Annotated in this window: 18 protein-coding genes; 11 read left to right on the plus strand and 7 right to left on the minus strand. The window is 64.6% G+C overall.

The window, feature by feature from the left end; genetic code table 11:
• The first annotated feature begins 101 nt into the window (after nt 1-101).
• Together ABFK29_RS20105 and ABFK29_RS20110 are read left to right on the plus strand one after the other, a co-directional pair.
• Nucleotides 102-389, plus strand: coding sequence for a hypothetical protein (locus tag ABFK29_RS20105; protein WP_005860188.1), 288 nt, complete (start codon nt 102-104; stop codon nt 387-389).
• 289 nt (nt 390-678) lie between these two features.
• A complete protein-coding gene (locus ABFK29_RS20110; RefSeq protein WP_005860190.1) occupies nt 679-867 on the plus strand; it encodes a PLD nuclease N-terminal domain-containing protein in 189 nt (62 codons plus the stop codon).
• 73 nt (nt 868-940) lie between these two features.
• Here ABFK29_RS20110 and ABFK29_RS20115 read toward each other — a convergent pair whose 3' ends face one another.
• Nucleotides 941-3,145 (minus strand): NADP-dependent isocitrate dehydrogenase, encoded by a 2,205-nt coding sequence (locus tag ABFK29_RS20115; RefSeq protein WP_005860192.1) that lies wholly within the window; start codon nt 3,143-3,145, stop codon nt 941-943.
• Nucleotides 3,146-3,466: 321 nt separating this feature from the next.
• Here ABFK29_RS20115 and ABFK29_RS20120 point away from each other — a divergent pair, with 321 nt between their 5' ends.
• Both ABFK29_RS20120 and ABFK29_RS20125 read left to right on the plus strand, forming a co-directional pair.
• Nucleotides 3,467-4,861: a polysaccharide biosynthesis/export family protein gene (locus tag ABFK29_RS20120; protein ID WP_005860193.1), complete on the plus strand. Its 1,395-nt coding sequence runs from the start codon at nt 3,467-3,469 to the stop codon at nt 4,859-4,861.
• A gap of 88 nt (nt 4,862-4,949) precedes the next feature.
• Nucleotides 4,950-5,717 carry a metallophosphoesterase gene (locus ABFK29_RS20125; protein ID WP_157136522.1) on the plus strand — a complete coding sequence of 256 codons (768 nt, stop codon included), beginning with the start codon at nt 4,950-4,952 and terminating at the stop codon, nt 5,715-5,717.
• A 27-nt stretch (nt 5,718-5,744) separates the two neighbouring features.
• Here the strand turns inward: ABFK29_RS20125 and ABFK29_RS20130 are convergent, their stop codons facing one another.
• Both ABFK29_RS20130 and ABFK29_RS20135 read right to left on the minus strand, forming a co-directional pair.
• Nucleotides 5,745-6,395, minus strand: a complete 651-nt coding sequence (locus ABFK29_RS20130) for a M15 family metallopeptidase (protein WP_157136523.1) — start codon at nt 6,393-6,395, stop codon at nt 5,745-5,747.
• Nucleotides 6,396-6,466: 71 nt separating this feature from the next.
• Entirely contained in the window at nt 6,467-7,837 is a 1,371-nt protein-coding gene (locus tag ABFK29_RS20135; RefSeq protein WP_005860200.1) for an SH3 domain-containing protein, read from the minus strand.
• A gap of 206 nt (nt 7,838-8,043) precedes the next feature.
• Here ABFK29_RS20135 and ABFK29_RS20140 point away from each other — a divergent pair, with 206 nt between their 5' ends.
• The 3 genes from ABFK29_RS20140 (at nt 8,044) to ABFK29_RS20150 (ending at nt 10,654) form a co-directional block, all read left to right on the plus strand.
• A complete protein-coding gene (locus ABFK29_RS20140; RefSeq protein ID WP_005860202.1) occupies nt 8,044-9,243 on the plus strand; it encodes a lytic murein transglycosylase in 1,200 nt (399 codons plus the stop codon).
• Nucleotides 9,244-9,301: 58 nt separating this feature from the next.
• Nucleotides 9,302-10,084, plus strand: coding sequence for an oxepin-CoA hydrolase, alternative type (locus tag ABFK29_RS20145; RefSeq protein ID WP_005860204.1), 783 nt, complete (start codon nt 9,302-9,304; stop codon nt 10,082-10,084).
• A gap of 63 nt (nt 10,085-10,147) precedes the next feature.
• Nucleotides 10,148-10,654, plus strand: a complete 507-nt coding sequence (locus tag ABFK29_RS20150) for a DUF2478 domain-containing protein (RefSeq protein ID WP_040604697.1) — start codon at nt 10,148-10,150, stop codon at nt 10,652-10,654.
• A gap of 13 nt (nt 10,655-10,667) precedes the next feature.
• Here the strand turns inward: ABFK29_RS20150 and trxC are convergent, their stop codons facing one another.
• Nucleotides 10,668-11,093 (minus strand): thioredoxin TrxC, encoded by a 426-nt coding sequence (trxC, locus tag ABFK29_RS20155; RefSeq protein ID WP_005860209.1) that lies wholly within the window; start codon nt 11,091-11,093, stop codon nt 10,668-10,670.
• A 138-nt stretch (nt 11,094-11,231) separates the two neighbouring features.
• Here trxC and ABFK29_RS20160 point away from each other — a divergent pair, with 138 nt between their 5' ends.
• The 3 genes from ABFK29_RS20160 (at nt 11,232) to ABFK29_RS20170 (ending at nt 14,819) form a co-directional block, all read left to right on the plus strand.
• Complete coding sequence (locus tag ABFK29_RS20160) at nt 11,232-12,431, plus strand: efflux RND transporter periplasmic adaptor subunit (protein ID WP_005860211.1); 1,200 nt, start codon at nt 11,232-11,234, stop codon at nt 12,429-12,431.
• Between the two features lie 870 nt (nt 12,432-13,301).
• Nucleotides 13,302-13,532 (plus strand): hypothetical protein, encoded by a 231-nt coding sequence (locus tag ABFK29_RS20165; RefSeq protein ID WP_157136524.1) that lies wholly within the window; start codon nt 13,302-13,304, stop codon nt 13,530-13,532.
• A gap of 45 nt (nt 13,533-13,577) precedes the next feature.
• A complete protein-coding gene (locus tag ABFK29_RS20170; RefSeq protein ID WP_040604698.1) occupies nt 13,578-14,819 on the plus strand; it encodes a lytic murein transglycosylase in 1,242 nt (413 codons plus the stop codon).
• A 3-nt stretch (nt 14,820-14,822) separates the two neighbouring features.
• Here the strand turns inward: ABFK29_RS20170 and ABFK29_RS20175 are convergent, their stop codons facing one another.
• Nucleotides 14,823-17,957 carry a Hint domain-containing protein gene (locus tag ABFK29_RS20175; protein WP_005860217.1) on the minus strand — a complete coding sequence of 1,045 codons (3,135 nt, stop codon included), beginning with the start codon at nt 17,955-17,957 and terminating at the stop codon, nt 14,823-14,825.
• Nucleotides 17,958-18,211: 254 nt separating this feature from the next.
• Nucleotides 18,212-19,819, minus strand: a complete 1,608-nt coding sequence (locus ABFK29_RS20180; protein ID WP_005860219.1) for a hypothetical protein — start codon at nt 19,817-19,819, stop codon at nt 18,212-18,214.
• Between the two features lie 348 nt (nt 19,820-20,167).
• Here ABFK29_RS20180 and ABFK29_RS20185 point away from each other — a divergent pair, with 348 nt between their 5' ends.
• The gene (locus tag ABFK29_RS20185; RefSeq protein WP_232281573.1) at nt 20,168-21,094 is read left to right on the plus strand and encodes a phosphatase PAP2 family protein; all 927 of its coding nucleotides are present in this window, start codon (nt 20,168-20,170) and stop codon (nt 21,092-21,094) included.
• A gap of 95 nt (nt 21,095-21,189) precedes the next feature.
• Here ABFK29_RS20185 and ABFK29_RS20190 read toward each other — a convergent pair whose 3' ends face one another.
• A complete protein-coding gene (locus tag ABFK29_RS20190) occupies nt 21,190-23,259 on the minus strand; it encodes a S8 family serine peptidase (protein ID WP_005860225.1) in 2,070 nt (689 codons plus the stop codon).
• Nucleotides 23,260-23,396: the final 137 nt, after the last annotated feature.

Below are 23,396 nucleotides of genomic sequence, written 5' to 3' on the forward strand. Positions count from 1 at the left end.
CGGGCATGTCATCTTCGCGTCATCCGGGCGTGAGGCTCCGCCCGGCGGCTGCAAGCGCGGGGATCGCGCCTAGAGCGCCATCCTCCCTTCGGGCAAATCCCATGCGTTTCACGCTTATCGCGGCTCTGGCCGCCCTCGTCGCAGGTCCGGTCCTGGCCGATCAGACCACTGGCACCGTCCACAGCTGGACCCCGGCCACCCACACCCTCGTCCTGACCGACAAGACGGTCTGGACCCTGCCGGCGGACTTGGTGGTTCCGGTCGACCTCGCCACCGGCGACCGCATCGACATCGCCTTCCAGTGGAAGGGCGACGACGGCCTTGGCGCCATCCAATCCGTGGCACGCGTGGCCCCGGCAGATGCGGCCGCCAAACGCAGCGGTATCTGATATCAGACCCCAGAGGGGCCCCGGACGGGGCCCCGCGACGGCGGTCGACCTGCCGGTCCACGCCGCGCCCTAAAGCGGCAAACAGGACGGTCCGTGCCAAGTCTGACCGGGCTCCACCCGCTTCCCCAAACAACCGTTCGGGCCTCCACTCGCGCCCTCCAAAAGCCGCTCTGAGCGGGCTTGATGCACGCCCGACACTCCCGGCCCCGCCTTGCCAATTTTGACGTCGAGGGAACCCGACGGGCGCGAGCACGTTGTCTCCCTAGATAGCTAAACGGGAGCTGAACCAATGGAATATGGTCTTCTGGGTCTACTGATCCTCATCGCCGACATCTACGCAATCTACCAGACACTGACCTCTGGCGCGTCCACGCTCGCCAAGATCGTCTGGACCCTTGCCATCCTGATCCTGCCGGTTCTCGGCTTCATCGCATGGCTGGTGGCCGGTCCGCGTGGCGGCGCACACGCACGCATCTGACCGCACGTTCAAAGGCACGAAAAAAGCGGGTCCCTTTCGGGGCCCGCTTTCTTTTTTGCCGGCGCCGAACGCCTCAGCCGATGATCGCGTTCAGCGTCTTCGAGGGGCGCATCACCGCGGCAACCTTATCCGGGTCGTTGTGGTAGTAGCCGCCGGTGTCCGCCGGGCTGCCCTGTGCCGCCGCCAGTTCTGCAACGATGTCCGATTCGCCATCGGCAAGTGCCTTGGCGATGGGCGCGAAATGAGACGCCAGATCGGCATCGTCCGACTGAGCCGCAAGCGCCTCTGCCCAGTACCGCGCAAACCAGTAGTGGCTGTCGCGGTTGTCCGGCTCGCCAACCTTGCGCGAAGGCGAATGCCCATTGTCCAGGATGCCCTGCGTGGCGGTGTCGACCGCGTCACCCAGAACGCGGGCCTTCTGGTTGCCCTTCTGGTCGGCGAGGAACTTGAACGACTCGCCAAGCGCGCAGAACTCGCCAAGGCTGTCCCAGCGCAGGTGGTTTTCGGACTGGAGCTGCTGGACGTGCTTGGGGGCAGAGCCGCCGGCGCCGGTTTCGAACAGGCCGCCGCCCTGCATCAGCTTGACGATGGACAACATCTTGGCCGAGGTCGCCAGTTCGAGGATCGGGAAGAGGTCGGTCAGGTAGTCCCGCAGAACGTTGCCGGTGATCGAGATACAGTTCTCACCCTTGGTGATGGTCTCCAGCGAGGCGACGGTGGCTTCGCGCGGGGCCATGATCTCGAACTTGTCGGAAACGCCCTGGGCTTCGAGGATCGGCTTTACGAACTCGATCAGTTGAGCATCGTGGGCGCGGTTCGCGTCCAGCCAGAAAATCGCGCGGTAGCCGGTCGCCTTCTGACGTTCGATGGCGAGCTTGACCCAGTCCTCGATCGGCGCCTTGCGGGCCGAAGCAGACCGCCAGATGTCGCCCGCTTCGACGCTGTGAGAGTGCAGAACGGTGCCGTCGTCGAGGATCATCTTCACGGTGCCGGAGGCGGGGATCTCGAAGGTGGTCGGGTGAGAGCCGTACTCCTCCGCCTTCTGCGCCATCAGGCCGATGTTCTGTACGGTGCCGGCTGTGGCCGGGTTCAGCTTGCCGTTCGCCTTGAAGAACTCGATCGCCGCATCATAGACCGGCGCATAGGAGCTGTCGGGGATCACGCAGTTGGTGTCCGCCTCCTTGCCGTCCGGGCCCCAGCCCTTGCCGCCCGCGCGGATCAGCGCCGGCATCGAGGCGTCGATGATGACGTCCGACGGCACGTGCAGGTTGGTGATCCCACGGTCGCTGTCGACCATGTACATCGGCGGGCGCTGCTCGCGGCAGTCCGCGATGGCCTTGGTGATTTCCGGTTCGTCCTTCACTCGTGCCAGCAGATCGCCCATGCCGGACGCCGGGTTCACTCCAAGAGCGGCCATCTTGTCGCCGTACTTCTCGAAGACCGGAGCCAGCCACGCCTTGACTGCATGGCCGAAGATGATCGGGTCGGAGACCTTCATCATCGTCGCCTTCATGTGCAGCGAGAAGAGGGTGCCTTCCGCCTTGGTTTTCTCGATTTCCTCGGCAAGAAAGGCATCCAGCGCCTTGGCAGACATGTAGGTGGCGTCGACCACGGTGCCCGCCGGGTAGGAGACGCCCTCTTTCAGAACGGTCTCGCCATCTGCGGTCTCCAGCACGATCTTCGCGGTCGCGGCCTTGTCGAGCGTGGCGGACACTTCGTTGGAATAGAAATCGTCGCCCGACATCGCGGCGACGCGGGTCTTGGAGTCTGCGGTCCACTCGCCCATGCGGTGCGGGTTGTTCTGGGCGAATTTCTTGACCGCTGCCGCTGCACGGCGGTCGGAGTTCCCCTCGCGCAGAACCGGGTTCACGGCGGAGCCCTTGATGCTGTCATACTTGGCGCGGACGGCCTTTTCCTCGTCCGTGGACGGGGATTCGGGGTAATCCGGCAGAGCGTAACCCTGCGACTGCAATTCCTTGACCGCCGCCACAAGCTGCGGCACCGATGCGGAGATGTTCGGAAGCTTGATCACGTTTGCGTCCGGCTTCTTCACCAGATCGCCCAGCACGGCGAGGTCGTCGGTCTGGCGCTGATCCGCGGACAGAGCCTCCGGGAAGGTGGCGATGATGCGCCCGGCAAGGCTGATGTCCTTCGTACCGACCGAGACACCGGCGGCAGAAGCAAAGGACTGGATGATCGGAAGAAGCGAAGCAGAGGCCAGCTCGGGCGCTTCGTCGACCTTGGTGTAGATGATATCGGACGTGGACGTGTCGGACATGGGATCCCCCTTGTTAACCTTGCGCCCTCTCTAGGCCAAACCTGCAACGGCGTCTACAGTATGCAGATGTATACAGTGAGCCATTTCGTCGCCCGTGCGCTGTAAACAGTTTGTTCACTTTCGCCCTGTGGAAGAATCTTGCCGATGTTGCAGATTTGCCCCGCTCGTCGGATTTGCTGCGCTGTAGCAAGAGCGTCATGTCGCCATGTGGCCGGAACACATGTAACTCCAACAATGATTGACGGCCTGCGCGGCGCGGCTTGCAAGCGGCCCTGTGCGGTTCAAGAATGGACAAAAGCAAATTCTGGGACGGGGTAAGATATGAGCGGGACCTCCAAGCGGGCGCAGGATCGGGGCCTTCTGCCGAAAGCAGGGCGCTGGATCGGAGCCGCGGCGCTGACCGTTGCGCTGACATCCTGCGGAATCACCTACAACAGCCCCACGGTCAATTCATCAGCAGAGGGCTTCCAGGTAACCGTCTTGGAAATGTCGCCGACGATCGTGGCAAGCGCCAACCGTTCGCCCTATGCGCCGCAAAGCTTGCCCGCGTCTTTCTTCGCCAACGCAGGTGGCGGCAGCGCGCGTGGCGCCGGCGCCATCCCGCCGACCCCCTATCTGCCCGACGAATCGCGTGAAACCGTCGAGTTTCGCCCCCTGCCCGACGTTGCGCCGCAGCCGTACCGCATCGGCGTGGGCGACGAGCTTCTTCTGGCCACCAAGAGCCGCAATTCGGTCGAGGAACTGTCCGGCCTGCTCGCCGCGGCGAACCAGCGTCAGGGGTACACCGTCCGCGACGACGGCAACATCGCCATTCCCGACGTGGGCTCCATCGCAGTGGCCGGCCTGACCATCGAAGAGGCCGAGAACCGCCTGTTCCAGGTGCTGGTCGACAACCAGATCGATCCGACCTTCAGCCTTGAAGTCAGCCGCTTCAATTCGCAGCGTGTGGCCGTTGGTGGCGCAGTGCGCGCCCCGACCATCGTGCCCATCACGCCCAACGACCTGACACTCGGCGAGGCGATCATCGCCGCCGGTGGCACGGAAGTCCGCGACAGGGAATTCGCCTCGATCCGCGTGTACCGTCAGGGCACGCTCTACCAGATCCCTCTGGAAATCTACCTCCAGAACCCGGGCATGAAGGACAAGCTCATGCAGGCGGGCGACGCTGTGTTCGTCGATACCTCCTACGATCTGGACCGGGCGCTGGAGTTCTACCGGGCGAAGATCGACGTGATCTCCCTGCGCCAGGAAGCCCGCAACAGCGCGCTGAACAACTTGATGACGGAAATCAACATCCGCCGCGGCGCGCTTGAAGAGGACCGCACCAACTTTGATCGCCGCGAGAAGTACGGTGCCAACGGCCGCCAGTACGTCTACCTTGCCGGTGAAGTGAGCGACCAGAACCGCTTTGCCCTGCCGTTCAACGACCGTGCCACGCTGGCAGACGTCTTGTACGGCGAGGGCGGCTTTGACACGACGACGGGCGATCCGTCCGAGATTTACGTGCTGCGCGGCGACCCGCAGGCCGGCTATGGCGACATCGTCATTGCCTACCACCTGAACGCCCGAAATGCAGCGAAACTGATCCTCGCAACAAAGTTCGAGATGCGTCCCGACGACATCATCTTCATCGAGGAACAGCCGATCACCAAATGGAACCGCGCCCTTCAGCAGCTGTTCCCCGTCCTGCTCCGCAGCGCACAGAACGCTCTTTGAGCATCTGACCGAAAATCCGGCAAGTGTGACCGATTTCAAGCAAGGTCACACTTGCTGGGCCGCGAAGACGCCTCATATACATTCCCATATGAGACTTTTCGGCAAGCCACGCGGGCGCGACCGCGACCACCAACCAGCAGTGCGGGCAAGCGTCCCTTTCGACGCGCCTTTGGCGCCGGAAGAGGCGTTTTTTGCCATCGGCGACGTGCACGGCTGCCTCTCGCAACTTGGCAAACTGCTGCTGGAAATCGACAAGCGGGACAACGCGCCGAAAATCGTCTGCCTGGGTGACATGATTGACCGTGGCGATCACTCCGCCGGCGTCCTGCAGTTGCTGCTGGCCCTGAGCCGGGAGATGGGCGACCAACTCGTTTGCCTGCGTGGCAACCACGAACAGATGATGCTCCGCTTTATCGAGGACCCGGACCGCTACGAATCCCGCTGGCTAAGTCATGGCGGCCTTCAGACGCTGGCGAGTTTCGGCGTCTCCCGCAGCGGCAAACGTGATCCGGAGGGCCTGCGCGACCGGCTCCTCGATGCGATGGGGGATGACATGGTGAACTGGCTGCGGGACCTGCCATCCCAATGGCAGACCGGCAACGTGGCCACCGTACACGCCGCCGCAGACCCTGCGCTTCCGATGAACTTCCAGTCGACGCAGGTTCTGGCGTGGGGCCACCCCGACTTTTTCCGGGTCAACCGCGAGGATAGCATCTGGGTGGTTCACGGACACACCATAACCGAAGAAGCCACAGCGCAGGACGGGCGTATTTCCGTCGACACCGGAGCCTACGTCAACGGTCGCCTGACCGCCGCGCACATCTATCCAGGCGGTGTCGACTTTATCCACACCTGAGGCGTCCCTCCGCCCCGGTCAGGCCGCTCAGTTCCCGGATTCGGAGAAGTGCTGATAGTCCTTCGCCGACGACCACGTCCCGCCCCATCCCCAGCTCCGTTTCTCGAAAGCGGTAACGACCGCGTCGCCAGACAAGATGACGCCTGGAACGTCCGCCCGGCGCTCGGACGCCTCGTCGTAGTCCACGCCCGCGTCCGGCGACGTATGCCGTCCCTGAACGTAGGGATTGTGTACGGGGTTGATATCGATTGCCTTGCCGAGCGCGTGCTGGGACAGCCGCGACGTCCCGGCGACCAATCGGCAGTTGAACGCAGAGGTATTGTTGGCCGCCATGGAAAACCCGTCGTCGCCGGCAAATTCATGCACCGGGCGCATGCTTTGGATCGGAAAACGCGCAGCGTGGATGTCGGCGAAGATGTCCAGCATGGTGCCGGCCACTTCTGTCGCGACGATCAATTGGCCGGTCTGCTCTGCGCCTTCAAAATCCACGTAAGGAACGCTGAGCAGTCGCAATCCGTCGCGGGCCGGGCACGGCAGGTCGGCGTGCCAGCTCACGCCCTGCATCTTCTGCCAGACGTCATCGGGGATCGGCGACTGCGTCCCACGTTCGGCAAGCGCCGGTGAGCCGAAAGCCACCAGTGCCGCGACGCCCAGAACCGCTGTGATGTGTCGTGTCATCCTGCCCGTCTCCTCGTTTCGGCCTACGGTCGCGGCATTGGCGCCCGTCGGCAAGTGCGGATTTCCGGTCTTCAGTCCGAAAGGTATTTGCGGCTGATGTATCCCAGACGGCCCTGCGCGTCGCTGACCTCGTACCAGAAGACGTTGCGCGAGATGCAGTCCAGGGCTTGCTCTTTTTGCGCCGTATCGGTCGGGTCCAGCGCAAAGGCGTTGCAGGCGTCGCGGCAGGTCCGGGCACGATCCTGATCGCCAGGCGCCTCAAGCGACTGGCTGCCCACAATGGTCAGCGGCTCGCCCAGAGGCACCTCGCGCAGGACAGTCGCGCCGAAACCTGCATCTGCCCTCAGGTTCACGAAATCGGTGACGTTCACCACTTTCACCTGTGGGGAGGCGACCCAGCACGACGGGAAAGTCACGGCGGACAATGCCTCGCGCGCCCGGGCGTCCAGCTCGATCCGGAAGTCGCCCACACTGGAGGCTTCGGCGGAAGGAATCCCGGGTTCCGGCAGGTCGGCTATAGCGGTTGCGGGGTCATGGAATGCAAAGGAGCTCAAGGGCTGGGAAGGCGTGGTCCCGGCATCGGCACCACCGAACCGAAGGGTGCCCAGATCGCCCTCCGGCCCCGCGTCGAGCGACAGCTCCACATGGCACCGCGTGGTCTGCGCCGCACCGAACGCGGCCTCGGACCGGAGGCGCACCGCGCTCGCGCCGAAGCTGTCCACCATGAAACCGACCTCCCGGTCGTGGGACGGAAGGTCTGCGGGCGACAGGTCAAGCCGCGCACCATCCGCATTGGCACATGCGTCCTGAAGCGCCTTGTCCGCTCCGGAGACAGGCAGAGCAACCGGGGCCACTTCGATCCCCCAGCGTGCGGCATCGCCTACGGTAGCAACCCGGAACGGGTGTTCATCCCCCTCCAGCAGCGCCAGCAAAAGCGAATCCGGCAGTTCCAGATCCCGGCGTGTCCGCAGCCGTATGACCTCTGCCACGGCGGACAGGCCGTCGCGGTAGGCGGCTTCGGCCTCTGCGCGGGGAATCGTTTCGTTGTCCGGCAGGACCAGAGGGGCGGAAAAACCGAGGATCGCCTTTGGGTGCATCACCCGCGCGCCGCGGGCACCGGCGATGAAGATCAGGGCACAGGGCCCTTCGCAGATGGCTCCCTCGGTCAGGTGGGTCGCCATGGGCACCTGTGCTACGAGGTCCGCAACTTCCAGCGCCCCGGAGATCGAGCCGCCGCGGCCTTCGAGGCACAGCCGCGGGGGCGAATCTGCCTGATCCAAGTCCCGGAGCGCGCCCCGTATCGCGCGGGCATCTCCCCTGGCCGGCGCTCCGGCGAGCGTCAGGTTACATCCCGCACCCGCGTCACCTTCGACGATCTCCGCGGCCCGGGCGGTGGGCGCGATCAGCAAGAGGGCGGCAAGGATGGGGACAATACGCAACATGGAGGCTCCGGACCGGTCGATTTCGGCCGGACCCTAGCACAGCCGACCGGCGAAGCGACCCCGCAGGGACGGCACCGGACGATCGTTGCCGATGGCCGCCGCAGGGGGTGCGTTTGCCGCGCGATCCGGTAGACTCGACCGCCAATGCCCCAGCAGGAGCCCGTGCCGTGATCCGATCCCTTCTTTGCGTCCTCTGCCTGCTGACCATGCTGGCGGTGCCTGCCAACGCTCAGGACCGCGCCGCCATTCAGACGCAGTTCGAAGGCTGGCTCCGGCAGGAGATCTGGCCACGTGCGGAGGCGAAGGGGGTCTCGCGCAAGACCTTCGATGCGGCGTTCAAGGGGATAACGCTGGACTGGGACCTGCCCGACCTCGTGCCGCCGGGCAGCACACCGCAGACGCCGAAGCAGCAACGGCAGGCAGAGTTCGGACAGCCTGCCAAGTACTTCTCGCGCGGGTCGCTCGACTATGCCACGCGCGAAGGCCGGAAGATGGCCAAGGCCCACGCCCGCCCGCTTGCGGCGGCAGAGGCGCAAACCGGCGTGCCGGGGCGCATCGTACTGGGCATCTGGGGCCGGGAAAGCAACTACGGCAGCGCCGCGATCCCTCACGATGTGTTCCGCGTACTGGGAACGAAGGGCTTCATGAGCACCCGCGCCGCCTATTTCACCGACGAACTCATCGCCGCTCTTCAGATCGCGGAGGCCGGGCACGCGCCATCCTCCGCGATGAAAAGCAGTTGGGCCGGGGCGCTTGGCCAGCCTCAGTTCATGCCGACCAACTTCCTCGCCTATGCCACCGATGGTGACGGCGACGGCCACGCCGACATCTGGCGGTCAGAGGCGGATACCATCGCCTCCATCGCCCGCTACCTGCAAAGCCACGGCTGGGTGAAGGGCCGCGACTGGGGGTTCGAAGTGACGGTCCCTGCTTCGGTCTCGTGCACGCTCGAAGGCCCCGACCAGGGCAAGCGCATCTCCGACTGGGCGGCGATAGGGGTCAAGAGGGTCAGCGGCCGCCCTTTCCCCGACCACGAGGTGAAGGAAGAGGGGTTCCTCTTGATGCCCGCGGGGCGAAACGGTCCGGCGTTCATCGTCACGCCGAACTTCTACGTCCTGAAGGACTACAACATGAGCGACCTCTACGCGCTGTTCGTGGGCCACGTCGGGGACCGCATCCAGTACAACTCCGGCGACTTCTCTGCCAAGTGGGGCAACGTCGGAGGGCTTTACAGATCCGACGTGGCAGCGATGCAGAGAGCGCTGGAGAAGATGGGCCACGATGTCGGCGGCGCCGACGGGCTGCCGGGGTTCAAGACCCGCCGCTCCATCGGGCGCTGGCAGGAAAGCCGGGGGCAACCCGCCACCTGCTTCCCCGAAGCGTCGATGAAATCCGCCTTGCGCTGACTTGCATCCCGCGCGGCCTTGCGCCTTTCTGCGGGCAATACGCAGGGAGGAGACCGCGATGACCGACACGGTGCTGAAGACCGAGCGCAAGGGCGCCGTATTGGTGCTGACGCTCGACGGGGCCAAGAGCCGCAACTCCATCGGGCCGGAGCTCTATACCGCACTGCGCGAAGCGGTGATCGACGCCAGCGATGACCCACAGGTCCGCGCCGTCGTCCTGACCGGGGCAAACGGCTATTTCTGCTCGGGCGGCAATGTCGCCATGCTGAAGGCCTCCGCCAGCCGTCCGCGAGGGCAGGTTTCTTCCAACACCGACCTGCTGAACGCGCTGATCCGTGCCGTGTACGACGCGCCTGTGCCCGTCGTCTGCGCGCTGGAGGGCGGGGCAGCAGGTGCCGGGGCATCGCTGGCGCTGGCCTGTGACATGCTTGTCGCCGCCGAGGGCGCCAGCCTCGTCATAGCCTATGTGAAGGTCGGCCTGACACCGGACGGCGGGGCCACGCATTTCCTGCGCGGCGCCCTGCCCCGCCAACTGGTCATGGAAATGTGCATGACCGGCCGCCCCATGCCCGTGGAGCGGCTTGCGGACTTCGGATTGGTGAACGAGCTCGCGGTGCCGGGCAACGCCCTCACCCGCGCAATTGACATCGCGGAACGGCTGGCCGATGGGCCGGCAGCCGCGCTGGCCTCTATCAAGCACACGGTCAACATGGCAGAGGTCAACGGCCTGACAGCGCAGATGGCGCTGGAGGCGGACGGCATCAACCGGGCGCGCTACACGGAAGAGGCCGCCGAAGGTCTGGCCGCCTTCCTCGAAAAACGCCGCCCGGTCTATCGCTAAAGGCGCACTTCCCCGGCGCTGCGTGACAGGTTATGAATGGCGGACCGGGACCCTGGAGGAACCATGCTGGGATATGTGAGCGTCGAGGCGCGCGGCGAAAGCGACGTCCTGATCCGCGATGCGGCGATGGCGCTGCTTGCGCGCGGCGTGCCGCTGGCGGGTGCGGTTCAGGTGAACTCCGAACGCGACGCGGCGCACAAGTGCGACATGGATCTGCACATTCTGTCGGGCTCGGACGTGGTGCGCATCAGTCAAAACCTCGGCGCCCTTTCGCGGGGCTGCCGGCTGGATCCGGCGGGCCTCGAACATGCGGTGGGCATGGTTGCCGCCGCGCTGGAAATCGGGCCCGCGCTCCTCGTGGTCAACAAGTTCGGCAAGCAGGAACTGGACGGACGCGGCTTTCGCCCCCTGATCGGAGAGGCCCTTTCACGCGGGATCTCTGTCCTGACAGCCGTGAACCCCGGAAACCTCTCAGGATTCCTTGAGTTCGCCGGGGATTACGCAGAGGCGCTTCAACCGGATGTCGGTGCGATCATCGCATGGTGCAACGCGCAGCGTCTGGCCGCCTGACCACCGCGATCCTTCAGCCTCTGACCCAGGTCACGATCTGCGCGGCGGACACCGCCCCTGACTGACGCTTCGTCTCGCGCCCGGCCCTGTAGGCGATCATCGTCGGGATTCCACGGATGCCAAGGCGCGCGCTGGGGTCGGGGTTGGCTTCGGTGTTCAGCTTGACCAGCCGCGCCTCGGATTTGAGCTGACCCGCCGCCTTCGAGAACTCGGGCGCCATCATCCGGCACGGGCCGCACCACGGGGCCCAGAAATCCACCACCAGCGGCACTTCATCCACGCGGGACGCCTTGGCGAGCGTGGCCGCATCGACGTCGATCGCCTTGCCGGGCATGAGAGGGGCGCCGCAGGTGCCACATTTCGGACCTGCGCCCAGCTTGTCCTCGGGCACGCGGTTCACCTGCCCGCAATCGAAACAGGACAGCTTCTTGCCAGCCATTTCCGTCACTCCTATTCGTTTTTTCGAATATAATGGGGTCAGATCCGGTCACAAGAGCCAAAAAGGCGCGACGAAACAGATTCAGACGTTATAGTCGCCACAAGTAACAGGTTACCGATACACGACAGGAGACTTTGCATGACCCCGATTTTCCGGAGGATCTGCCAGACGCTCGCGGTGGGGACCGCGCTAGCGACCGGAGCCGCCGCTCTGGCCCAGACCGCGACAGAGTGGCCGGTCGAGGTGGTTCGGCTGGACCCGGTCAGCGCGCCGCAGGAAAGCTACGTCGGAACCGTCCGGGCGCGCGACATGTACGGCCTGTCCTACGGTACGACCGGCTGCATCGTCGCCATCTCCGAGGACGCCAAGCGCATGCAGGTGGCGAAGGCCGGGCAGGTTCTGGTGGAACTGGACGACCAGCACTCGCAGCTTGCACTGAAGACCGCGCAGGCCCGTCTCGACGATCTGCGCGCTGCGGTGGAGGAACGGCAGCTTGCCGTGACCGCCTCCGAGAATGACGACCGCCGGCGCGCAGAGGACAAGGCCTTCGTCGCCAAGGAGTTCGAACGGAACCAGGCGATGTTCCGCCGCGGCCTCATCAACGAGACGACGATGGAAGCCGTCGAAAGCCGGATGATGGATGCGACGTTCGCCGCCGAGCAGGCGAAGGAAGCGATGGCCAGCGCACGGTCCGCCAAGGCACGGGCGGAAATCGCGGTGGGCATCGGCGAGCTGGAGCTCAGGACCGCCGAGATCAACCATGAGGACCTGCAGCTTGTCGCGCCGTTCGACGGTGTGATGATCGGCTTCGAACCCAGCGTCGGCGCGTGTGTCGCGGATGGCGCGCTGGCGGGTCAGATATATGACCCCAGCCGCAAGTCCGTCGATGTCTACGTCCTGATCTCGCGTCTGTCGGCGCAGGATGCGACGGGTGTGTCGCGAGGGGCCGAAGTCACCGTGCGGCGCGGCAACGGTCAGACTTGCGGTGGCGTCATCACCCGCATCGACACGGAGGCCGACCTCGAAAGCCAATACGTGCAGACGACCATCGACGTCGACGAAACATGTGCACCCGAGCTGTTCCTGAACGAAGCCGTGGCAGTTGAGATGGCCAGCGCTCCGGACGCCTTCCGCCTGCCGGAGACGGCGCTGTTGGATGGGGCCGTCTACATCGTCAACGAAGAGCGAGAGACGCTGGAGAGCATGGCCGCCGACATCGTGTCACGGGAAGACGGTGCCGTCGTTGTGCGCCTGCCCGGGATGGCGGGCCGCCTGGCCGTGGTGGACGCCATGTCGGAAGGTGTTGACGCAATGCTGGACACGTCCGAACCTTCCTGACCGGAGTGCCAGTCACCCGGCCACGGTCACTTTGCGTGGTCGGGTTGAGACGGCCTCCGGCACGCGACTGATGCGGCCCCCACCTTACGCGACCAAAAATCGCGTAATGAAACGAATAATGGGCGGCACGGTCTTCCTGCCGTCAAATATCTGGCGCGCCCGTCGCTTGATGGGCCGCAGTCCTCCGGACCCTGTTTCGCCCCGCATCGACATGCACGAGAGATGACGCTCCGGTCGAAAATAGCTCAGCAAGACAAGGAGGCCGTTCTCCGGTTTTGCATGGCGAAGACATCGCCCACAGCACCTGCCGACTTGTATGTGCACCTGCGGTTCAGCCCGCAGCGCAACACCCGAAAGCCTCGCGCCTGAAGAGAAATCATGTGGGCCGTCACATGCAGGGCGGTCGCCTCGGCGGTCAGGCGCGGCGTAGGAACTTCTCTGGCTGACGCGCTTTTTCTAGATCGCGGGCATCATCGATAGCGCAAATCAGATGTTGTCCAAAGGGAACGGTCACGTCCGACCCGCCGGTGACGCACCAGATTTCCCGGGAAAATACCCCCGCGTCATCCTTGCTCCCTACCCGCATCCCGTATCAGAATGGCAAAAATAACAGGCAAGAATCCGCCAATTTAACCAAACCCGAGTGGACCGGTGCGGTAAAGAAGATAGGTGCCAAACGTTGCCTGACGGACGCGGCCGAATCATGAGGCCGCGTCAGCTGGGGTAACAGGATCGTGATGCGCATCCGCCATGCCAAGTGAACATGGGCGGCGGCAATGAGCGTGTATGTAATTTTCCGTCGCCATTTGGGGAAGTGGCGATGTCGGTGCTCGAACATAATCGGCAACCGGCAATGAGAAGGGCGTAAAAATGAAACTACCGCGCATGTTCAAATGTCCGCATTGCAACTATGACCTGCGTTTTGGCGCCTCCACCTGCCCTTATTGCTTCCGTCCGACCCGCTTGCGCAATCGCGCCTGGTTCTGGCTGATCATTGCAGCCGTCGTCGCCTTCTTCGGATATGAGGTGTACGGCGCCGTGACCGGCACCGAACCGCTAGTCGAGATGGATGAAAAGACTGTCCCATTGTCGGACAGTTGATCCCCGCGATAGGGTCAACCGGAGCATGTAAGAAGGATCCGGAGAATGACCCTCACGCGGCGAAAGCTGCTTATGTACGGCGCGGCCCTTGGTTTGGCGGGCTGCAGCACATCGGCACCGATAGGCACCCAACGAGGCACAACGCGCGATCCCTCCCTGCAACCGCACCCCAATTCGGCCTATGACAATTGGGTTGCGTCCTTCAGGAGCAGGGCACAATCGCGCGGAATTTCCACGACGACGCTGGATGCCGCCTTTCGCGGTCAGGGGTTCCTGCCCGGCGTCGTGGAGAGGGACCGAAACCAGACGGAATTCAAGCGCAGCCTGGAGGACTACCTCGCCATCGTCGCACCGGAGGAGAAGGTCACCTTTGGGCGCCGCGCTATATCGGCGCATTCCGCACGGCTGGCGCAGGTCGAAGCCCGTTATGGCGTCGACGCGGACGTGCTGGGCGGCGTCTGGGGGCTTGAGAGCTACTTCGGCACCCGCCGTGGCGACATCCCGGTGATTTCGTCGACCTCGACCCTCGCGTGGGAGGGACGGCGGGGGGCTTTCTTCGAATCCAACCTGATGGACGCATTGCGTATCCTGCAGGCCGGCGACGCAACGCCCGAACAACTTGTAGGGAGTTGGGCCGGAGCGTCGGGCCACACGCAATTGATGCCAAACGCCTTCCAGCGCTATGCCGTCGACTTCGACGGCAATGGGCGGCGCGACGTCTGGTCGGACGATCCGACCGACGCCTTCGCGACCACAGCCCGGTATCTGAGCGAAAACGGCTGGCGCCAAGGGCAACTCTGGGGACTGGAAGTGGTCCTGCCCGAAGGTTTCTCGGCGCGGATCGGGCGCGGGACACGGCGAAGCGTTTCCGAATGGCAAAGCCTTGGCGTCCGGCCCGCACGCGGCGGCAGCCTGCCCGATTACGGCGCGGCGGCGGTTCTGGCCCCGATGGGCGTGGACGCGCCCGCCTTCCTGGTGTTCCGAAATTTCGATGTCATCCTGCGCTACAACCCGTCCGATAACTACGGGCTTGGCGTCGGTTACATGGCCTCGCGCCTCGCGGGAGGCGGGCCATTGGTGGGCCGCTTCGGGCGCGACCGCTACGGGCTCGACCTGGACGACCGGAAAGCGTTGCAGCGCGGACTGACCCGGGCCGGTTTTGACGCTGGCACGCCCGACGGTGTGCTGGGCAAGAAGACCGAGGCCGCGATCCGTGCCTACCAGCAATCGCGCGGAATGACCGTCACGGGCAGCCCTTCGCGCGCTTTGCTGGATGCGGTGGCGTAGCCGTCAGGCGTTGACCAGAAGACGCGCCTGGTAGGCCCTCAGCATCGGGCGGGCGGCAACATAGGCTTCCCGTCCGTAGTCGCCCATGAGTTCCGGGAAGAGCGAGAACAACTCGTCCCGCTGGGGCGCATCGAGCCCGGCCAGGGACAGGTCGCCCGGCTGGAAACTCTCGGTCCAAAGACCTTCCGACATGACCAGTTCGTGGCGGTCGAACATGAAGTGAATGTAGCTTGTCCCGCGTCCCGGCAGCACCTGCTCTATGCCCGGCCAGCCCACGAGGTGAAGCGCGGCGGCAAGAACCTCTTCCTCGCCGAAAAGCAGTTCCACCGGTGCGCCTGTCATCACCACGCGGTGTTGCGGCGACACCATCATGTCGCGCTCCGGATAGCCGGGGCCGAGCGCGCCTTTGCGAATGAGGATCGGGCAGAACGCCTGCTCCCCCGCCAGTTGCCGTGCTGACAGGGATTTCGCACCGCACCAACGCACCGGCTGATAGCCGTTGTCGCGGGTCAGAAGCCGGTCGCCCACTTGTATGTCCTCGACCGGCACCTCGCCCCGCAAGGTCTTCAACCGCGTGCCGGGGGTGAAACAGGGAACGTAGTTGATGTTCTCGATTTCCGAGAACGTCAGAACCGACCCATCTTTCCAGGTGACCGTGCCTGATTCCGCCCCGGTCATGCTGATCGTCGCAGATCCGGCAATTTTCAGCGTGTCGCCCGTGGTCTCGCCCGCTTCGCCACCGACGATGGTCAGCGGTGCGCCATTCACGTCCGAAGCGCTGACGAAGAAGGTGTCGTCGCCGTCGCCTCCTACGGCGGTATCGCCCGACCCGGCATGGATCGTGTCATCGCCAGTACCGCCGTCGATGCTGTCCGCGCCTTCAAGGCCATAGAGGTCGTCGTAGCCGTCCCCGCCAAGCACGGTGTCATCGCCCTCGCCGGCGTTCACCGTATCGTTGCCAGCCCCGGCGACGATGCTGTCGTTGCCGGCACCCGCCTCGATGCTGTCATCGTCAGAGAAGTCCGCCGCATCGCCATCGTCGACGTGATCGCCGTCAGGATCGCCGGTGTAGCCCGCGTCGATGATGTCGTCGCCCGCTGTGCCCTCCACCACGTAGTCCCCCGCGAAGGCCGGGATGCCCATGGCTTGCAGTGCCTCCGGCGCCGAAACCTGCGCCGCCGTCAGTCCGGTCAACACAAGCGTATCGCCCGAGGGGAAGTTCAGGATTGCGTCGCCTGTGCCGTCGCCGTTGGTGTCGCTGACCACAACGTCCTCGACCGAGACCGGCAGGCCCCAGTCGTCCGTCAGCCCCGAGACGTCCAGCTGATCCTGTCCGGTGTATGTGCCGTCGCCGTTGTCGATAGGCCCATCGAACCCGGAGATCACGTCGGCGCCGGAGCCGTCCGCCAGCTTCAGCGTGTTCGCGCCGGACCCAAGTACAATGGTCTCGACCTCGTCGAACACCAGCGTGGAGGTGCCGTCGGTCACCGCTCCCATTTCGGGATGCAGATTCGACAGGTCGATTGTCAGATCGTCGGTAACGGCGGACAGGTCGAGAACGTCGCCGTTGGTTTCGGCCACGCCCTCGGCGTCGACGGTGTCGTTGCCAAAGCCGTTCTCGATGATGAAGGTGTCGTCGCCCCATCCGCCCCACAGATAGTCGTCGCCCGCACCACCATAGAGGATGTCGTTTTCATAAGACCCACGCATCCAGTCGTTGCCGGCACCGCCATAAAGGGTGTCGTTGCCTTCGTTGCCTTCGACCGTATCGTCACCGTCGCCACCGCTGACAAAGTCGGCGCCCTCTTCGCCATAAAGCGAGTCCGACCCGTCCCCGCCGATCAGACTGTCGTCGCCGCTGTTGCCGGCAATCAGGTCGTCACCGGCCCCGCCTTCGATGGTATCGTTGCCCGCGGCACCGCGCAGCGTGTCATTGCCCGTCCCGCCGACGACGCTGTCGTCGCCGGTGCCGGCGACGATGCTGTCGTTGCCGTCCAGCGCATCGAAGGTCAGATCGACGGAGGACACGGAGGCATCGACCGTATCGTCCTGGTCGGTCAGAACGAAGTGCTCGATCCCGGAAAACGTGCCGTTGTTGGTGCCATCCCCGAGATATCCACCTTCGTCGGCGTTGAACGTGAACTCGATCCCCGTGGCCGTGAAGCCGGAGGCGTCGAGCGTGTCGTTGTCGGAGCCGGTGGTGACGGTCTCGCCACCCTTCAGCATCTCCCCGGTCGCAATGTCGGAGATCAGCAGCAGGTCGGCATCGGCACCGCCATCAAGAATGTCTGCAGTCGCGCCGGTAGAAGCGACAAGCGTGTCGTCGCCTTCGCCGCCGGATATCTCGTCGGCCCCTGTCCCCGCACTGCCGCCAATGAGGCTGTCGTTGCCCGCCCCTCCCACGATGGTATCGGCCCCCGCGCCACCGTCGATGACGTCGCCACCATCGCCACCGCGGATCGAATCGTTGCCCGCCCCGGCAAGGAAGGTCAGCGCAGCCCCTGACAGGCTGCCGTCCAGTGTGTCGTCGTAGCCGGTGGCCCGGACTGCCTCGATCTCAGAAAAGGAGAGCGTGTCGGTGCCGTCGCTGGCGCTGCCCGCCTCGGAGCCGGAAAACGTCACAGTGACGCCACTGGTGAGCGCCGACAGGTCGAGCGTGTCGAAGTCGGTTCCGGCAGAGACACCCTCCCCCCCGACGACGGTATCTGCGCCGAACCCATCCTCGACCCGGAAGAAATCCCCGTCATCCTGCCCGAAGAGCTGGTCGTCCCCTGCACCGCCGATCAGCGTGTCGTCACCGGTTCCGCCTGTGATGCTGTCGTCGCCCGCCTGGCCATTGAGGCTGTCGTTTCCCGCACCGCCATCGAGAGTGTCGTCGCCGGCGGTGCCGAACTGTCCGTCGAAGAAATCCACGCTGCCGCTGCCCAACTGGGCATCGGTGCCGGTGGACCCGGCGTCGCCGATGGAGAATGTCGTCACACCGTCGGAGATCGTGACCATGTTGGTCGCCAGATCGACGTCGACGGAATACGCGGCCCCAAGCGCCGACAGATCAAGGGTATCGCCGCTCGCGGCACTGATCCCGGACCAAAAACTTGGCTGGTTCCAGTTCGAGGTTGTTACAACGTACGTCGCCATGTTCAGCGCTTCCCTAGACCGCACAACGCAGCATGTCCGGCCTTGGGCCGGCTCGGGTCACCGGCACACTCCGGTCCGATCGACATGTTCTGCCCTTGCGCTACTATCCTGCCTTCAGAGCTTTTGCTCTTTGTCCAGAAACGCCAGGAATGTGTCCCAAATAGGCAGATTTGGCGGTATCTTGACGATTTAGGGAACCAAGCACCGCCGCCGCGGCCCACTGTTTCCGCGTTGAAAAGGGCCGCCGTGCAAGGTCAGAGCAAGGCGCGGATCGGGTCGAGAAGCCCCTTGTTGCGAAGGGTGCGCACCGGGTAGGTGTCGTCGTTGATCAGCTTGTCGATACTGAATCCGGGTTCGATCTTGGCCATCTTCTTTGCCACCGCTTCCGCCTTGTCCAGATCGCCCTGCAGCGCGTAGAGCGCCAGCAGGTGCCGGTGTGCCGGGCGCGACAGGGGCGCGGCCCGGGCGGCTGCCTCTCCGGCCTCGATCGCGTCCTGCGGGCGGTTGCAGGCAATCGCAATCACGCAATGCCCGGTGTCCCAGTAGTGGCGGAACGGAGAGGTGCGCGCGATGGCGCAGGCGCGCGCCGACGTCTGATAGGCGCGTTCCAGGTCCCCGGCCAGCATATAGCCTTCGGACAGCGATTTCAGCGCGTAGGCAGAGGCCGGGTTTCGCTCTACCGCGTTGCGCGCCATGTCGATCACACCCGCGGTATCGCCCACGGTCGTGGCGCGGACCTTGGCGACGATGGACTGCACCAGCGCATTGTCGGCATCCAGTTCGATGGCGCGGTAGTACAGCTCCATCGTTTCGTCCATCAGTTCGGCCTGATCCGCCTCCGACAGTTCCATCATCTGGGTCGTACGGATCAGGCTGCACCAGGCGAGATATATGCCCGACGGATCGTTGCGGAAGGCCTGGTCCATCAGCCCGTAGGCTTCGCGCAGGGCGTCCTGATCGAAGCTGAACATGCGGTAGAGGCCAAGCCGCGACAGCGCGGTCGAGCGGGACTCGGGGCGGTCTTTCTGCAAGACGTGCGGCAGCTTTCCAAGGATCTGGTCCGCCGCCTCGAACACCGTGCGGGCAACCGCCTCCTCGCTGTTCATCACGTCCTCAAGACGTTCGATACGCTGCAGCTTGGAATAGAGGATGCGCGCACTGGGCTGGTGGACGGCCTTCAGGAAAAGCGTGTGGCCCTCGTTGTCCTGGACGATCTGACTTTGGATCACGACATCGCTGTCCGGCGCCTCTACAGCGGCCGAGATATCCGGATCGGCCTGACGCCAGGCGCGGACCTGCTCGCCGATGTTCTCGCCGATCTGGTTGGACAGGACCTCGCTCATGATCTGGCTGTGCAACCCGCCCGACACGTCGCTGCGGCAACTGATGAGAACGCCCTTGCTGTCCGACGGCGTCGCCCGCGAGATCATCGTCTGAAGCTGGGCGCGCTCCTGCCGGAGCCAGTCCTCGAACTCCGGATCGCGGACGTCCATGCCTTCAAGCAACTCGGTGCGCTCGTCGCCGGGAACGACTTCTTCCAGCAGGTCGACACGAACACCTGCCGCCTCTAGCCAGACTGCGCTGCGGTCCGATCCGAGACGTACCGCCTCGTCACCGAGTGCGCTGCGCAGCTTGGACAGGGCCTGCCTGAGGTTCGCGCTCGCCTGCTCCGGTCCGAAGGTCGACCAGAGCTTGTCCTCCAGCCAGCGACGGGTGCGGTTCATGCCGGGACTGAGCGCCAGCATTGCGATCAGGGCTTGGTTCTTGGCGCCTTTCGGGGTCAGGTCCACGCCATCGGAACCGACCACCTTGAAGGGGCCGAGCACCTCGATCCTCAGAAGACTGTCCTGCGATACGGACATGGATTACCCCTTACGTCACGCGACGTTAACACCGGTCCGCGAGTGCGGCAACACTCGTGAAATTTCCGTAAAACACTTGCTGCAATTCGTTTACCGATTTGACGCCACGGCAAGCATCGGGTCTGAATTGGGCTAACGCGGGGGCGTGGGAGAAAAGACGGTATGCCTGTTTTCGGGATCGATAATCACCAGAACCATCAGAACCACCAAAATCATCAAAACCACCAGAACCACCAAAATCATCAGAACCATCAAAACCACCAGAACCATCAGGCGACGGAAAACCACCAGTCTGGTCCGGACAGCGGGTTCAGCGGTGCAGCGCTCGGCATGGCGCGGGATGGCACCGTGGGATTCTGGGACGGCAAGGCCGACCGCACGCCGCACCAAAACGGCCGTCAAAGCTGGGCGGCGCTGAAGGCGATGTCGAACGGCCCGCGCCGCGCGGTCCTCGACCAGGCACTGTTGGGCATGTGCGCGGTTTCCCTCGACACATCCACCGACGCCAACGACGAAGGTCGCGTGACCCTCGACGGCGAGACCATCGTGACGCTGAAGAAACCCACGAACGCCTTCCTTGCCGACAAGCAATTGCGCTTCCTGCGAACCTATGCCGACCTGCGGGGCGACCGGCTTTCGGAAATCGTCATGCAGACTGGCGACATCCAGAGCTTTTTTGCCCTTGTCGGTTACATGGCCCCGGACGCAACCAAGTGGACGCTGGCGCTGAACCAGGCGATCTACCGGCTGTGCACGATGATCGAACAGCCGCTGAAGCATGCCTTCGACGTGGCCCGCCCGATTGCCATGACGGCCAAGGTGCAACCGATCATCCAGACCCCGGGGCACGGCTCCTGGCCATCGGGTCATGCGACCGAAAGCTTCGCCTCGGCGACGCTCCTGACGCGTCTGTTCTACAACCGCGGGTTCGACCCGGTGCAGGAGATCGCAAACGGCAACGAGCTTTATCGCCACGCCGAGCGTATCGCGATGAACCGCACCGTCGCGGGCGTGCACTTTCCCACCGACAGCATGGCTGGCGCCGTTCTTGGCGTCACGCTGGCCGAAGCGCTCGTGCGCCTTCTGGACGGAGAGACCGAGGTCAAGGCACGCACATTCAACGGCGACACCTACGAAGGCGACTTTACCCTCAAGGCGCTGACCGACGCTCTGGACGGCAACACGGTCGTTCAGACAACGTCCGTCACCTTTTCCCAAGACATCGTTCCGGCATGGCTGCGCCGCTTGTGGGATGACGCCAAAGAAGAATGGTGAGAGTTTGAGCAGTACCGGCAGCAGCCGGAAGCTATGGGTAGACCGGGGTGCTGCAAGGCACCCCGGCGTCGTTTCGTGAGGCAGTCCTCTGTTTGTCAGACAGGCAGGTCCGCGCCCGGCCCGCTGCCCGGCGCCACGACGATATAGGCCCCCAGCCTCGATCTGCGGTCCGCATCGACCTCGTAGAGGTCCAGCGCCGCCGGGTTCAGGTCGTCGTTCTGCGTTGTGTCCGGTTTCTTCGCATTGGCCGCGATCAACCCGGCCGACAGCCCCAGCGCCCGTGTCAGGCGCCCGGCAGCCGCGCTAGTCCCCCCAAGTCGCCGGGTTGACCCGGACAGGGTGCCGCTTGCCCGAGTGCCACCAGAGAAGGCGCCGTGATCCACAAGCGTCGACACCGTCGGCCCCGCCACCGTCCAGTCCGAACCTTCGGCACTGTAATAGGCGGGGGCGAAGTTGGCATGTGTCGGCACCCCGTGGCGCGGCGTCCAGACAGCCGCACCGCAGGAGAACACCTGCCGGGCCGATGTGGTGACAAGTGCGTTGTGACAACCGGACGGCGTGACCGGACAATCGTCCTGCGGCTGCGAATAGGAGGCAGCGGTCGTGCTCCACCCGTAGGCCCCGCTGTGATCGAAATAGGCCTGCCGTCCGCGCAGCAAGCTGCCACCAAGCGCGTCGTCGCGCTGGATCTGGCACAACACGCAGACCTCTGCGTCGCCATCGTTCCGGACGTCGATGGTCCATGCGCCGGGCTGGGCCACCTCCTCCCGAGACTTGCGCTGCCTCGTCGGCGCGAGCGCCAGCGTGTAGTGCGCGGCCTCCACTTCGCCGACGCCGGCGGGACGTTCCGGAACGTGATAAAGCCGCGCAACCGAAGTTCCCCTGTCCTCAAGCGATACGATCTCTCCGGGATTTAGCTTGAGGTACCCGGTGGTTGCCCCGTCCGGCGCGGTCACCGACAGGGCAATGTCGCCGGTCGCGCCGTTGCGCGGATGCATCTCCACGAAACTCGCCGTCATGTCGTCGGGCTGCACGCGGACCACCGCCTGCCCCTCCGCCGCTTTCGGCAATTCGAGGGTGCACATCAGGTCGTCTCGATAACTGTTGCCGAAGGACCAGACGATCCGCACAGGCTGGCCGGTCACTTCTTCCCAGACCCGCGCCTCCCGCGCCATCTGCCGCTCGACGAAGCGCGTGCCGTTCTTCGGTCCAGCGGTGTTTCCCAGCGACAGGTTCACGATCACCGGGGCCGATGTGCTGACCTCCGCCGCGCGCCGCAGGATCCATCGCAGGCCCTGCAGCATGTAGCTTTCGAACCACATGCCCGACGTGTCGTCGATGGTTTCGGATGGCAGTTGCACAGCGATCAGCGGCCAGCCTCGGACGGGATCGTTCTCGTCCTCCGGATCGGCCCCGGCGGCGAGGTCGAGGACATGCGTGCCGTGACTGGTCTGCGCGCCGAGCGCCGGACGCGTCCGCGGCCCACCCAGCGCCTTGTTGAAACGGGCGTAGGTCGCGTCTTCGGGCAGCAGCAAAAGGGCATCGATGTCCGCCGCGTTCAGCACCTGTCCCGAGAGAACGCCGCCCTCCGTGCTGCGGCTTTCCAGTGCCTGCAGCCAGACCGCGTGAAAGCGCGTACGACTGGTGCCGTCCCGCTGCGTCCTGCGGAAACGCGTGTTCAGGAAACCCACACCGTCGTCGATGATCGCCACGATCGGGGCACCCGGCGCAGTGGAAGCCGCGGCCGGGGTGGGTGCAGACATCACCGGCGCAGGCGCATCTTCCAGCCGCACGGCCACACCAGTGTCGAGCACGTCGAAAAGCTGTGCATGCGCGCTGTCGGGAGTGCCGACCTTCCGATACAGCGCGTATTCGTCGGGCAGGTCCGCGTGGGTTGCGGGGTCGTCGATGCGCGCCAGAAGCGCCTGTGTCTCATGGGGGTCCATCAACAGGACCGGGCTGGACGCCAGCGCTTCGGCCAATGCAATGCGCGCGGCCAACGGGTCGTCTCCGGTCTTGAGCGCGACAAAGATCGGCTCATACTCCGCGCCGCCGTCCTCACGCTGCGGCGGCAGGGCGTCCAGACGCTTGCCCAGCAGGCGCGACCAGTCGAGATAGGCATCGCGAAAGGTATGTGGCCGCGGCGCGCTCCAGGTAAATCCCATCGAAACTTCCCCCTGTTTGCCTTTGCGTAAATCAAAGGCGGTTTCCAAGACCCGGTCAAGCAAGCCGCTGGAATGCCAAGGTGAATTGCGCAGAATTCACGCCGTCCGATGCGTGAATACCAGCCCTTTGAATCGCA

The sequence above is a fragment of the Sagittula stellata E-37 genome, from assembly GCF_039724765.1.
Lineage (GTDB): Bacteria > Pseudomonadota > Alphaproteobacteria > Rhodobacterales > Rhodobacteraceae > Sagittula > Sagittula stellata.